Consider the following 15,008-nt stretch of genomic DNA (forward strand, 5'->3'; position numbering starts at 1 on the left):
TTAAATTTTTACGCATTATTTGCTTTCGCTGGGTTACTCGCCCTATAATATACACAAATTTACTAAGCTATGCTGATAGGTTTATCATGACACACAAAACCACTCCTTTTCAACTTAACAACCTATACCGAAAACTGTCCGGCGGGCTGCTTGGTATGGCGGTAAAATCACAGCTTATCGGTAAAATTCCGCCACTTAAAAATCCAACCACCAACAACCACGAAACCGCCACACCGCTTACTTTTTATGTCCTAAAAGAATATTCACGCAGCAACAGCGTGCTAATTGACTTAGAAACCGCCCAACACCAACTGCCAGAAGCTCTGGCTCCTGTCAAAAGACTGGAATTTGGCATTGACGAACACAGTGCGATGATTTTTATTCATCACCCAAAAAGCGAACGTAAAGATGGCAAAACCGTGTACTCGCCTCGTTTGTTGCGTTTGATTGAAGCAATCAAAAATCACCCAACCTTAAACATTCAGTTTGTGCCTGTAACGATTTTGTGGGGAAGAGCGCCCGAAAAAGAAGATTCGCTGTTTAATTTGTTTACCGCTGATGAATGGCAAAATCCCAGTATTGCCAAACAATTGTTTAACATTGGCGTAAAAGGGCGAGATACTTATGTACAATTTCACCCTCCAAAAAATTTGCGAGATATTTTACATGCCGAAAGCAAAGCCCAATCTGCCGATTCCAACAAAAACACAGCATTGATTGACAATCACAGTGCATTGCAATTGTTAGCGCAGCGTGTACAAAATCGCCTGCTGGGTTATTTAGACAAACAACAAGAAACCATTTTAGGCCCGGATCTATCGGATAGGCGCAACGAGGTGGATAAAATTTTAAACACGCCTGCCATTCGCCACGCCATACAACTTGACAGCGAAGAGCATAATCGCAACATTCACGATAGCAAAAAACTGGCTCGGCGTTATTTAAATGAAATTACCAGTGATTATTCATATGCTATGGTGCGATTTTTTGATCGGTTTTTGACATGGCTATGGACACAGTTGTACGATGGTGTCAAAGTGCAACATTTTGAACGCGTAAGAGAAGCAGCAAGCGATCATGCAATTGTGTACGTGCCCTGTCATCGCAGTCATATTGATTATTTATTGTTGTCTTATGTGATTTTTAAGCGTGGCTTGCGCGTGCCGTATGTTGCCGCCGGTGAAAATCTCAACATTCCTATTTTGGGGCAAATGCTAAGAAACGGTGGGGCGTTTTTTATGCGTCGCAGTTTTAAGGGCAATGCTTTATACAATGCCGTATTTCGTGAATATGTGCATAGTATGTTATTAAGAAACACACCAATTGAATATTTTGTAGAGGGCGGACGATCGCGTTCAGGACGCTTGTTGCCTCCAAAAAAAGGCATGCTTGCAATGACTGTACAAAGTCATTTACGTCAATCAAGCAAACCCATTGCTTTTATTCCAACTTATATCGGCTATGAACGCATTATCGAGGGATCAACATATGTCGATGAATTAAAAGGCAAACCCAAAGAAAGTGAAAGTTTGTTTGGTTTATTAAAAACAGGCAAAAAATTAGAACGTATTTTTGGTACGGTGCATGTCAGTTTTGGCAAACCATTGTATTTAAAAGATTTTATGCAAAAATATGCCGTATTGCCAAACAGTTTGCCAAGCGATCGCAGCGACACACCCATACCGCCAAATGTCAGCCAAATGGTGGATAATATCGGCGTAAAAATCATGCAACGCATCAACCGATCAGCGGTGATAAATCCTGTTACCTTGCTATCAATGGTATTGCTAGACACGCCACACGGAGCGTTAGATGAGCAAAGTTGCCTTGAACAGCTCGCTTTATACCAACGCCTTGCCAAAACTTTGCCCTACGATGAAGACATTACCGTTACCGATGCCAGGCCACAAGCAATTATTGCCTACAGCACCCAGCTTAAATTAATCGAAAAAACGCCACACGTTTTGGGTGATTTAATTCGCATTGCCAATGGACAAGCTCCTTTGTTAAGCTACTTTCGCAACAATATTTTACACGTTTATATTTTGTTTTCGCTATGTGCCAACCTTGTCAAGCACAACGGACACATTACATTTGCCAATGTAGAACAAGTTGCCAGTACCATCTATCCATTTTTACAAGCCGAATTGTTTTTACAATACCCTGCACGCACTTTACAAGAAACCTTAACTCAGCACATTGAGGTCTTAATCGCCGAAAACATCATAGTAGACAAAGGCGTCAATGCCAAAGGCGAACGTCAGCTTACCACACCAGATCCAAACACGCACAATTACCAACAGCTTACCGTACTTGCCAATGCAGTATCGCACAGTTTGGAGCGTTATTTTATGGTATTGGCATTGCTTAGCCAACAAGGAAGCAACAAACTTACCAAAGAGCAAGTGGTGGATTTGGGGCATTTGCTAGGACAGCGGTTGTCGGTTATTTATGAAGATGACATGCCTGATTTTTTTGATCGCGCATTGTTTAGCAGTTTTTTGGAAACGCTGGAACGTTTGGAATATATTCAACCAACAGAAAATGGCATTATTCAATTTGACAATCGCATTGACATCATGGCAAAAAACGCCGACTTTATCTTAGATCTTGATGTATTGCACATTTTGCACCAAATGGCACGCCTGGACGAAAGTGAAATTCAGCGTACATTGCACCAATTGCAAGCGAAAAAATCAAAACGCAAAAACAAATAAACAATCTACAGCTAAAATCAACCAAAGCCCGCCAAAGCCTCCACACCTCGGATATCCTGTTGTTGCAAAGCAATGGGATATAAGGGTATGTTGGCAAAACTTTGTTCAATTTCGCCAAGCAGACGCTGTTGGCGTTCGGCTCTTTGTTGCCAAAACGGATCGCTTTGTTTGACATCAATTAGTTGATTCACCACAATGCCACTGACAGGCAACTTCACCGCTTGCAATTGCTCCACCGCCCGCTTGGTTTCAGCAATGGGCAAATTATCCGCAATCATCACGAGTACAATGGCGGTTTGTGTAGCATCGTGCAACAATTTGCCTGCACTAGCAAACAATTGTTTGCGTTTATCAAGCACAGAAACCGCCTGCTCCCAGCGATCGGGAATGTGCTGGGTAAAGGGATTGGCAAAACCTTTTGCTTTGTCTGTTGTGGTAGAAAGATTGGTATTAGCAAGTCTGTTAACAGTTAAATGATTTGCCACCGATTTTAATTTGGCTTGCCGCCGTTGCTGCACAAGCAATCCGTCCGTCCACGCTTGCATCATTTCAGGCAACAGCAAAAGCCGTAAGGTATGCCCCGTCGGAGCGGTGTCAAAAACGATATGATGATAGCCTTGGGCTTTGGCATCTACCAAATATTGACACATGGCTTCCAACATGGCGGCCTCTTGAGCCCCGGGAGCGGTTTTAGAGGCATTGAGATGTTCTTTGATTTTTGGCAACATTTCAGGGCTGGCATAGCCTTTAATGGTGCTAAGCACTTGAGCAAAATGCTTATCAACAATCACATCAGGATTGAGTTCAAGGGCGTCTAAATACGGCGTGATGGCGGTTTTGTCATTAGACAGGGCTACTTGCAACGCATCGCCTAAGCTGTGAGCAGGGTCTGTTGAGATTATCAAGGTTTTTTGCTGTAAACTGGCAAAACGACTGGCAATTGCCGCCGCCGTGGTGGTTTTGCCAACACCGCCTTTGCCGCCCACAAACACAATTGGACGATTGCTTAAACTCTCTATCAACTGACTAAATTGTCGGTTTACCATCAGCAGCACCCCATGTGTTCAAACGGACATTTTTCCATACCCATACGCTGATGCCATTCATGAAAATTTTCCAAAAATAACGGCTGCAATTCCATGGCATAAAAGGCAGCAGGATTGGCAATGCCCAAACTTTCGCTAAACAACATGAGCATAAAAAAATCCTCTTCATCACGCGCCGCTCTTGCCATGGTTTGCCGATACGGAGCGTGGTAAAATTCATTCAGCCCGGTCAAAAAACGCCCCCACCAAGTCTCTGGGTTCGTTTTTTTATCAGTTAAGTCATGATCATTCATCAGTTGTTCGCTTCGCTGCTGTTTACTTCTTTATTTTTATGGGCGTGCCACTCTCTTCTTAACACCGAAAAACTCTCAAGGGCAACCATAATGGTGGCAACCAAAATGACAATGTCTAAAAATACCAGCAGCCAATTGCCATCGACATAAAAGGTTTTGAGCTGCATTAACAACGCAAGCACCGACATGATTAACAAAAAGCTTAACGGTGCCAAGGTATACCACACGTTTTTGCCGTGTCTTAATAACACCACGGTGATAATCATCAAAGTCAACGCCGCCATCAACTGATTGGTTGTGCCAAATAATGGCCATATGAGCATACCGCCCGAGCCATCAATGCCCCCTGCACCAAATGCCAATAACAAACAAGTGCCAACCGCCAACAGCGTGGCAACCGCACCATTTTGTAAAGCAGGCAAGCGATAAATCTCACCAAACTCTTGGAAAATATAACGTTGCAAGCGAACGCCCGTATCCATGGTTGTGCCTGCAAACAAGGCCGCCATCACCGTGAGCATGGTTTGCGATAGCACCATATCAATGCCAACGCCGTGGTTTAAAATCGTTGCTCCGCCGTCAATAAAAGCCCCAATAGAACCATCACCAAATTTTTGATAAACCGCTTGCCAATCAGCAAACGAAGCAAATCCTGCCGTGGCTGCCAAAATCGCACCCAACGCCAACAAACCTTCGCCCAATGCCCCAAAATAGCCAACAAAACGCACATCTTCTTCTTTATCAATCTGTTTAGAAGTTGTGCCTGTTGCCACCAAACCATGAAAACCAGAAATTGCCCCACAAGCAATGGTAACAAACAACAAGGGCATAATCGGCGGCGTGCCTGAAGGCAAATTCATGTTAAAGGCAGGGGCAACCACATCAGGAGCTGCCACAAAAATGGACAAATACAACAAAATCAAGCCAACAAACAATTGTAAGCCATTGATATAATCCCTTGGTTGCAACAGCATCCACACAGGCAATATTGATGCCACCCCGGCATAAGCAAACAAAATGATATTCCACACCGCATTGTCAGGTAGCCCCAAAACCGTCTCCGGCAACACAATCGGAAACATAGGGCCAAAATAAATCAGTGCGTATAAAGCAACTACCCCAATCAAAGACACCATGGGCAAATTCATCTTAAAGCGATAAATGCACTGACCCACGATAAACGCCACCGCCAATGCACCCCACACAGGCAACACGGACGACGGCGTTTTTATCATCATATTGGCAATTGCCACCCCAAACACCGCATTCACCATGAGCAGCAGTAAAAAAATCACCACCATCATCAAGGTACGCACACGCCCACCCATCACATTGCCAGCAATGGTACCTATGGATTGCCCCTTGCTACGCATGCTCGCCCACACAGCGGACATGTCATGCACACCCGCCATAAACACAGTGCCAAACACCACCCAAATAAAAGCCGGCACCCACCCCCAAATCACCGCAATTGCAGGACCAATAATCGGAGCCGCTCCTGCCACAGAGGTAAAATGATGCCCCCATAAGACAAATTTATTCGTTGGGACATAATCCACACCGTCTTGCATGGTATGACTGGGCGTGGTGCGAGTGTTGTCTAACCCCAAAATGCGACTGGCAACAAATTTGGAGTAAAAAAAGTAACCGCAGAGCATGCCAATCACGCCCAAAACCAACACAACAATACTGTTCATAGGACGCATTCCTTGCTTAAAAAAATAATAAGAGGATAAGAGGGCTTGTTAAGGCGTAACCAATTTCACCACTCACAAGCAACTTGTAACTTAACAAACATTTTTTGATTTATAAATCATTAAAAACCAACAAACTGTAATAGTTTAGCAAACTTAAATATTTAAGTCCATACAAACCCACTAAAAATTATATAAATAAACCACAAATCACCCCCAAACCAAAACCCCCATCACTCAAACAGCAACAGGGGTTTAAATAGGAAGCTGACGATTACCTACTCTCACATGGGAAAACCACACTACCATCGGCGTATTGTTGTTTCACTTCTGAGTTCGAGAAGGGATCAGGTGGTACCAACAAGCTATAATCGTCAGCAAAAAGGGTATAGAGAAATGAAGCTAAGTTAAGTTTTTTAGTTAACTTAGGTTCTGTCTTTATCTTTGTAAAAAGAACCAACCAATCAAGGTTTTCAATCAAGGTTTTGGTATTTAATCGTTAACCCATAAACACACTTAAGCGTTGTATGGTCAAGCCAAACGAGCAATTAGTATTGGTTAGCTACATGTATCACTACACTTCCACACCCAACCTATCAACGTCGTAGTCTACAACGGCTCTTTGGGGAAATCTTATCTTAAGGTGGGCTTCCCGCTTAGATGCTTTCAGCGGTTATCCCATCCGAACATAGCTACTCGGCAATGCCACTGGCGTGACAACCGAAACACCAGAGGTTCGTCCACTCTGGTCCTCTCGTACTAGGAGCAGATCCTCTCAAATTTCCAACGCCCACGGTAGATAGGGACCGAACTGTCTCACGACGTTCTAAACCCAGCTCGCGTACCTCTTTAAATGGCGAACAGCCATACCCTTGGGACCTGCTTCAGCCCCAGGATGAGATGAGCCGACATCGAGGTGCCAAACACCGCCGTCGATATGAACTCTTGGGCGGTATCAGCCTGTTATCCCCAGAGTACCTTTTATCCGTTGAGCGATGGCCCTTCCATACAGAACCACCGGATCACTAAGACCTACTTTCGTACCTGCTCGACTTGTGGGTCTCGCAGTTAAGCGCGCTTTTGCCTTTATACTCTTTGGACGATTTCCGACCGTCCTGAGCGCACCTTCGTACTCCTCCGTTACTCTTTAGGAGGAGACCGCCCCAGTCAAACTACCCACCATACATTGTCCTTGAATTTGTTAATTCTAAGTTAGAACCCCAACATAACCAGGGTGGTATTTCAAGGTTGGCTCCACAAATACTGGCGTATCTGCTTCAAAGCCTCCCACCTATCCTACACAAGTTAGGTCAAAGTTCAATGTAAAGCTGTAGTAAAGGTTCACGGGGTCTTTCCGTCTAGCCGCGGGTACACAGCATCTTCACTGCGATTTCGATTTCACTGAGTCTCTGCTGGAGACAGCGCCGCCATCATTATGCCATTCGTGCAGGTCGGAACTTACCCGACAAGGAATTTCGCTACCTTAGGACCGTTATAGTTACGGCCGCCGTTTACTGGGGCTTCGATCAATAGCTTCGCTTGCGCTAACCACATCAATTAACCTTCCAGCACCGGGCAGGCATCACACCCTATACGTCCACTTTCGTGTTTGCAGAGTGCTGTGTTTTTAATAAACAGTTGCAGCGGCCTGGTATCTGCGACTGCCAACAGCTCAAAGAGCAAGTCTTATCACCATCAGCAGCGTACCTTCTCCCGAAGTTACGGTACCATTTTGCCTAGTTCCTTCAGCAGAGTTCTCTCAAGCGCCTTAGTATTCTCTACCTGACCACCTGTGTCGGTTTCGGGTACGATTTGTTTATGATTGTGCTTAGAAGCTTTTCCTGGAAGCAGGGTATTTGCCACTTCGCCAATAAATTGGCTTGCTGTCAGCTCTCAGTAATAGCCAAGCGGATTTGCCTACTTAGCCTACCTACAACCTTTCACCTGGACAACCAACGCCAGGCTGACATAACCTTCTCCGTCCCTCCATCGCATCATAAACAAGTATTGGAATATTAACCAATTTCCCATCGACTACGCCTTTCGGCCTCGCCTTAGGGGTCGACTCACCCAGCCCCGATTAACGTTGGACTGGAACCCTTGGTCTTTTGGCGAACGGGCTTTTCACCCGTTTTGTCGTTACTCACGTCAGCATTCGCTCTTGTGATACCTCCAGCATGCTTTACAACACACCTTCACAGACTTACACAACGCTCCCCTACCACTTAATTGAAACAATTAAATCCGCAGCTTCGGCTCCTAGTTTGAGCCCCGTTACATCTTCCGCGCAGGCCGACTCGACTAGTGAGCTATTACGCTTTCTTTAAAGGGTGGCTGCTTCTAAGCCAACCTCCTAGCTGTCTGTGCCTTCCCACATCGTTTCCCACTTAACTAGGAATTTGGGGCCTTAGCTGGCGGTCTGGGTTGTTTCCCTCTTGACAACGGACGTTAGCACCCGCTGTCTGTCTCCCGGATAGTACTCATCGGTATTCGGAGTTTGCATCGGTTTGGTAAGTCGGTGTGACCCCCTAGCCGAAACAGTGCTCTACCCCCAATGGTATTCGTCCGAGGCGCTACCTAAATAGCTTTCGGGGAGAACCAGCTATCACCGAGTTTGATTAGCCTTTCACCCCTATCCACAAGTCATCCCCTGGCTTTTCAACGACAGTGGGTTCGGTCCTCCGATGCCTGTTACGGCATTTTCAACCTGCTCATGGATAGATCACTCGGTTTCGGGTCTATACCCTGCAACTAGACGCCCTATTAAGACTCGGTTTCCCTACGGCTCCCCTAAACGGTTAACCTTGCTACAGAATATAAGTCGCTGACCCATTATACAAAAGGTACGCCGTCACCCAACAAGTGGGCTCCGACTGCTTGTATGCACACGGTTTCAGGTTCTATTTCACTCCCCTCACAGGGGTTCTTTTCGCCTTTCCCTCACGGTACTGGTTCACTATCGGTCAGTCAGGAGTATTTAGCCTTGGAGGATGGTCCCCCCATCTTCATACAGGATTTCACGTGTCCCGCACTACTTAATATGCTTTTTTAAATGTTTAAAATACAGGACTATCACCTTCTACGGTCAACCTTTCCAAGTTGTTCTTCTACATTTAAATCAGTCGGCTCCTCCCCGTTCGCTCGCCGCTACTAAGGGAATCTCTATTGATGTCTTTTCCTCGGGGTACTGAGATGTTTCACTTCTCCCGGTTTGCCTCGTAATAAATTACGATACCTATCTTATGATAAGTGGGTTTCCCCATTCAGATATCGCCGGATCACAGGATATTGCCACCTCCCCGACGCTTTTCGCAGGCTGTCACGTCTTTCATCGCCTCTGACTGCCAAGGCATCCACCATGTGCACTTAATTACTTGACCATACAACCTTAAGCATGCTTTGTGTCATATTTAATGACATACTTCATGTATGAGCTGTATCGGTAATTGTAACGATTTTAATACCTGGTTTACGCTTGATTTTTACCATCACGGTGTTTTGTGATGGTATTTCAGTTCTCTTTACTTTATACCACCATACAGTTTTGTCAACAGATTGTGCTGTCAACAGATTGTGTGGTGGTAAAGGTTAATTATTTGTTGGAATTAAATAATTAACCCAGACTCATTTCTCTATGTTGTTATTGAATTGTCTGTCACTTCATCAGGGACAGTTCTATTATACTTAATAGAATAAAGCAATCAGTAAATCAGCAATCGTTTGTTTGTTGTACTTGTTTGTTTGCTATAATTACTTTTTCTATTAATATAAGTTTACTTGTTAGTTAATAAACTGGTGGAGTTAAGGAGAGTCGAACTCCTGACCTCCTGCGTGCAAGGCAGGCACTCTACCAACTGAGCTATAACCCCGCTATTAAAAGCTGGTGGGTCTAATAAGACTTGAACTTATGACCCCTGCCTTATCAAGGCAGTGCTCTAACCAACTGAGCTATAGACCCTAAAAGCTGTTAAAAAGGCAATGCTTTTGGCTTTTTAACTTTATTAGCTGCTTACTCAATAAAAAACAACTTGCTGTAGATTCTCTACTACCACTGTTTTAAGGAGGTGATCCAGCCACAGGTTCCCCTACGGCTACCTTGTTACGACTTCACCCCAGTCATCGACCACACCGTGGTAATCGCCCTCTTGCGTTAGGCTAACTACTTCTGGTGCAATCAACTCCCATGGTGTGACGGGCGGTGTGTACAAGGCCCGAGAACGTATTCACCGCGGCTTTCTGATCCGCGATTACTAGCGATTCCGACTTCATGGAGTCGAGTTGCAGACTCCAATCCGGACTACGATAGGCTTTTTGAGATTGGCATCACATCGCTGTGTAGCAACCCTCTGTACCTACCATTGTAGCACGTGTGTAGCCCTGGTCGTAAGGGCCATGATGACTTGACGTCGTCCCCACCTTCCTCCAGTTTGTCACTGGCAGTATCCTTAAAGTTCCCGGCATGACCCGCTGGCAAGTAAGGAAAAGGGTTGCGCTCGTTGCGGGACTTAACCCAACATCTCACGACACGAGCTGACGACAGCCATGCAGCACCTGTATTCTAATTCCCGAAGGCACTCTCGCATCTCTGCAAGATTCTAGATATGTCAAGACCAGGTAAGGTTCTTCGCGTTGCATCGAATTAAACCACATGCTCCACCGCTTGTGCGGGCCCCCGTCAATTCATTTGAGTTTTAACCTTGCGGCCGTACTCCCCAGGCGGTCTACTTATCGCGTTAACTGCGCCACTAAGTGTTCAAGACACCCAACGGCTAGTAGACATCGTTTACGGCGTGGACTACCAGGGTATCTAATCCTGTTTGCTACCCACGCTTTCGAACCTCAGTGTCAGTATGGTGCCAGGGGGCTGCCTTCGCCATCGGTATTCCTCCAGATCTCTACGCATTTCACCGCTACACCTGGAATTCTACCCCCCTCTCATCTACTCTAGCCAACCAGTATCACATGCAGTTCCTAGGTTAAGCCCAGGGATTTCACATGTGACTTAATTAGCCACCTACGCTCGCTTTACGCCCAGTAATTCCGATTAACGCTCGCACCCTCTGTATTACCGCGGCTGCTGGCACAGAGTTAGCCGGTGCTTATTCTGTGGGTAACGTCAAGATTATCAGGTATTAATTGATAATTGTTCCTCCCCACTTAAAGTGCTTTACAACCAAAAGGCCTTCTTCACACACGCGGCATGGCTGGATCAGGGTTTCCCCCATTGTCCAATATTCCCCACTGCTGCCTCCCGTAGGAGTCTGGGCCGTGTCTCAGTCCCAGTGTGGCTGATCATCCTCTCAGACCAGCTACAGATCGTCGCCTTGGTAGGCTTTTACCCCACCAACTAGCTAATCTGGTTTAGGCTCATCTCATAACGACAGCTTGCGCCATCTTTCTCCCGTAGGACGTATGCGGTATTAATTTGGGTTTCCCCAAGCTATCCCCCATTATGAGGCAGATTCCTAAATGTTACTCACCCGTTCGCCACTAATCTTATCCAGCAAGCTGGATAATCATCGTTCGACTTGCATGTGTTAAGCCTGCCGCCAGCGTTCAATCTGAGCCATGATCAAACTCTTCAGTTTAATCTTTTATTTAGAGTTGATTTTTGCATAATATTTTATTATTATGTTATTAGTCAAACTCAGGCTCTTTTTATACTGTTTGCTCAAATAAACTTACGAAAGTTTTCTTCTGTACAAAAGAATATAAAAAGTTTTTTGTTTTATATATTTATTTGTGCCAGTAGAAAATCTACACAAGTTGTTTTTTATTTTAATTTGTTATTTAGTTTTGTTCTTAACATCGTCTGTTAAGAGTTGCATATTTTATCAGCTTTATTTTTATTGTCAAGCTGTTTTTTATTTTTTATGCTTTTTTTAATTAAAAACTTTTGATTAAAAAAACTTTTGATTAAAAAACTTTTGATTAAAAAACTTTTGATTAAAAAAACTTTTAATTAAGATTAAGTAAGTTGTTTTAATTAAGTTGTTTTTATTTAAAAAAATTATTTGTTTAAGCTTTGTTGCTTAACTTAACTTTGTTGCTTAAGTTAATAAGAATAAGATAAGCTTTGTTGCTTAAGTGGGTGCGTATTATATAGAAGTTTTTGGATAGGTCAAGGGGTTTTTTGGGGTTTTTGGGGTTTTTTGTGAAAAAATTTGATAAAATAGATTGTTTGCCCTATTATTAGTTAATATTTTAACAAATAATTAATATTTTACAAAAATGATAGGATAAATATGTCAATTTTTCAACCCAACCTTACTTTAGATCCAAATTTTACCAAACTTAATCATCATCGCATCGATTCTTTATCGCTTGATGTTGTCGTCAGTGAACACAAAGCAACTGGTTTACTGCATTATCATTTGGCACACCCAAGCGATGAAAATGCGTTTTTGATTGGATTTCGCACTCAACCGACAACCAACAAGGGCGAGGCGCATATTTTGGAGCATACAAGCCTGTGTGGTTCGCACAAATATCCTGTGCGAGATCCTTTCTTTAGCATGATAAAACGCTCGCTGAATACTTTTATGAATGCATTTACCGCCGCAGATTGGACGGCATATCCGTTCGCTACCCAAAATCGTAAGGATTATTTTAATTTGTTGTCAGTGTATTTAGATGCAACCTTTTTTCCCAACTTAAATCCATTGGATTTTGCTCAAGAAGGCATTCGAGTGGAATTAAACGAACAAGGCAAACCTGAATTTAAAGGCATTGTCTTTAACGAAATGAAAGGGGCAATGAGCGGTGAGATTGATCAGCTTTATCACGCAATTGCACGTCATCTGTTTCCAACAACCACTTATCATTATAATTCAGGGGGTGATCCAGCTGCAATTACCGATTTGACTTATGATGAATTGGTTAAATTTCATCAAAGCCACTATCACCCAAGCAACGCAGTGGCAATGAGTTTTGGCAATATTAACGTAAAAGATATTCAAGAAAAACTACACAATGATGCCTTGGCAACCACAAAAAAACCATTTACCAAAGGGCATAAACACGCATCTGCTTTGGAAAAATCATTAAAAAACCCCATTCAAGTCAGCGAAACTTACAGTGTCGATGTGTTAAAACCCAAACAAACGCACCATGTGTTGGCTTGGTTGTTGCCAACGATTTTAGATGCCAAGCAACGGCTTGCTTTGCGACTGCTCGAGGGGGTTTTGGTGGAGCATTCAGGTTCGCCATTGCGTGCCTATTTGGAAAGCCACGAATTGGCATCAGCTCCAACACCACTATTGGGTTTAGATGACAGTCATTATCAAATGGTATTTTACGCTGGCGTACGAGGCTCTGAGTCCGAACACGCCCAAGCAATTGAAGATGGTATTTTAAATTTGTTGCACAAAATTGCCAATGAACCAATTGACCCTGAAGAAATTGAAACCGTTTTACACCAAATTGAAATTGATCAACGTCATATCGGGGGTGATAGCATGCCCTATGGTTTAAACTTGATTTTGGAAGGACTTAGCACCGCCCTACATGATGGCAACCCCATTGATGTATGGGATATTGATGACAACCTAAACTGGCTAAGGGAACAAGTCAAAAATCCAAACTTTATCCGCGATTTGATTTACAAACATTTGTTAAACAATCAACACCGCGTGCGATTAACGTTGGTTGCTGATGATAAAAAATCAGACAAACTTGCCAATGAAGAACAAGCCAAATTAGACAAAATTGCAAGCGAACTGAATGATGAAAAACGCGAACAATTACAACAACTTGCCCATGATTTAGCCAAACGTCAAGCAACACCTGATGATGTGGATTTATTGCCAAAAGTTGGACTTGATGACATACCATCTGATATCCAGTTTAAAAATAACACACAATTATCGGTAAAATTAAGCGGTCAAGACAGCATTTTATACGAATACGAAGCAGGCACAAACGGCTTATATTATTATCAGTTAATTTTGCCATTACAGGGCTATGAAGCTGTGGTTAACCACCCAGACTTGCCCACGTATTTAACCTTAATTAGCGAAATTGGCACAAAGGATATGGATTCTCGCCGTTTTCAAGCATTACAAGCTCGTCATTGTAGCGGCGTTACCGTGCGTATCAGTCAGCGTACCTCGATAGCCGATCCTGAACAAATGGACAGTTTTTTGGTCATTGCCACGCGGTCGCTTAGTCGAAAATTAGAAGCAATTGACTTGGTAAAAATGGTGCTAAACGATACGGTATTTAGCGAAACCGATCGGATTAAAGAAATTTTAACCCAAAAACAACTTGGTTGGCAATCTCGCCTAACCCATGCAGGTCATGCCTATGCTATGCAAACTGCAAGCAGAAATATGAGTAAAATCAGTCGCTTAGAATACGCACACGGAGGTCTGCCTAAATTAAATCATTTGACTGAATTTTTAAATAAGGCGGAACAAGACAGCACACTTTGGCAAGATTTAACAAAACGTTTAACAAAACTACACAATGTCATAAAAACTTTGCCAAAACAAGCCGTTATCATCGCAGAAAAAGAACATCTGGCAACCTTGGAACAAGCCATTTGTAACAGTTGGACACAAACGGTTGACTTTTGCCAAAATACCCTTGACAATGAAACGCTTGATCTAGATGACAAAGACATTGCTTGGCTTGTCCAAACCAATGTTTTTCACAATGCTATGGCATTTTCCGTCGTGCCTGCCGCCCATGATGACGCCCCTGCACTCATGGTTTTATCAAGCGTGTTGCGCAACAATTATCTGCACAAAGCAATACGAGAAATTGGCGGTGCGTATGGCGGTGGAGCAAGCTATGACAGCAACAGCTGTGCGTTTAAATTTTACAGCTACCGCGATCCGCGTTGTGAGCAAACATTTAATGACTTTTTGGCAAGTATCGATTGGTTGTTGGCACAACATGAAAATGACAAAACCTGTGCTTGGTTAGAAGAGGCAATTTTGGGTTTAATTGCAGGCATGGATAAGCCTGCAAGTCCAGCAGGCGAGGCGGTTAAGGCGTTATTTGCCGAACTTCACGGACGTAACAAAGCGTGGCAACAAAGCATGCGTGCTAAAATTTTGGCGGTAAAATTGGCGGATTTACAGCGTGTGGCTGCCACTTATCTTAAAGACAAACCACACGTTAAAGCAACATTAGCACCATTTGATAAAGCCGATCTAATGACAAAACTTGGCTTTCGTACAGAAAAATTAATATAGAAAAATTTATTTAACCCACCAAAATCAAAAAAGACGACTTTTACAGCCGTCTTTTTTA

5 protein-coding genes, 2 tRNA genes and 3 rRNA genes are annotated in these 15,008 nt (G+C 43.6%); 2 read left to right on the forward strand and 8 right to left on the reverse strand.

Annotated elements, in window-relative coordinates; genetic code table 11:
• Nucleotides 1-86: 86 nt before the first annotated feature.
• Nucleotides 87-2,717 carry a glycerol-3-phosphate 1-O-acyltransferase PlsB gene (plsB, locus tag MOMA_RS02060; protein ID WP_009766963.1) on the forward strand — a complete coding sequence of 877 codons (2,631 nt, stop codon included), beginning with the start codon at nt 87-89 and terminating at the stop codon, nt 2,715-2,717.
• A 17-nt stretch (nt 2,718-2,734) separates the two neighbouring features.
• Here plsB and MOMA_RS02065 read toward each other — a convergent pair whose 3' ends face one another.
• The 8 genes from MOMA_RS02065 to MOMA_RS02100 all read right to left on the reverse strand — a co-directional run bounded on the left by MOMA_RS02065 (nt 2,735) and on the right by MOMA_RS02100 (nt 11,338).
• Nucleotides 2,735-3,763, reverse strand: a complete 1,029-nt coding sequence (locus tag MOMA_RS02065; RefSeq protein ID WP_009766964.1) for an ArsA family ATPase — start codon at nt 3,761-3,763, stop codon at nt 2,735-2,737.
• Nucleotides 3,763-4,056, reverse strand: coding sequence for a cory-CC-star protein (locus MOMA_RS02070; protein ID WP_009766965.1), 294 nt, complete (start codon nt 4,054-4,056; stop codon nt 3,763-3,765). Before MOMA_RS02070 ends, MOMA_RS02065 begins: the two co-directional genes overlap by 1 nt.
• A complete protein-coding gene (locus MOMA_RS02075) occupies nt 4,056-5,753 on the reverse strand; it encodes a carbon starvation CstA family protein (protein ID WP_009766966.1) in 1,698 nt (565 codons plus the stop codon). Before MOMA_RS02075 ends, MOMA_RS02070 begins: the two co-directional genes overlap by 1 nt.
• A gap of 262 nt (nt 5,754-6,015) precedes the next feature.
• Nucleotides 6,016-6,129: ribosomal RNA gene (gene rrf, locus MOMA_RS02080) — 5S ribosomal RNA — on the reverse strand.
• 148 nt (nt 6,130-6,277) lie between these two features.
• Nucleotides 6,278-9,130 (reverse strand): 23S ribosomal RNA (locus MOMA_RS02085).
• Nucleotides 9,131-9,543: 413 nt separating this feature from the next.
• Nucleotides 9,544-9,619 (reverse strand) — tRNA-Ala (locus MOMA_RS02090).
• 12 nt (nt 9,620-9,631) lie between these two features.
• Nucleotides 9,632-9,708, reverse strand: a tRNA-Ile gene (locus MOMA_RS02095).
• Between the two features lie 99 nt (nt 9,709-9,807).
• Nucleotides 9,808-11,338 (reverse strand): 16S ribosomal RNA (locus tag MOMA_RS02100).
• Together the 16S, 23S and 5S rRNA genes with 2 tRNA genes alongside form the textbook arrangement of a ribosomal RNA operon.
• 657 nt (nt 11,339-11,995) lie before the next feature.
• Between MOMA_RS02100 and MOMA_RS02105 the strand changes: the two genes are divergently transcribed.
• Nucleotides 11,996-14,950 carry an insulinase family protein gene (locus MOMA_RS02105; RefSeq protein WP_009766967.1) on the forward strand — a complete coding sequence of 985 codons (2,955 nt, stop codon included), beginning with the start codon at nt 11,996-11,998 and terminating at the stop codon, nt 14,948-14,950.
• Nucleotides 14,951-15,008: the final 58 nt, after the last annotated feature.

Origin of the sequence: Moraxella macacae 0408225 (assembly GCF_000320365.1) — a bacterium.
In the GTDB taxonomy this organism is placed as follows: Bacteria; Pseudomonadota; Gammaproteobacteria; order Pseudomonadales; family Moraxellaceae; genus Faucicola; species Faucicola macacae.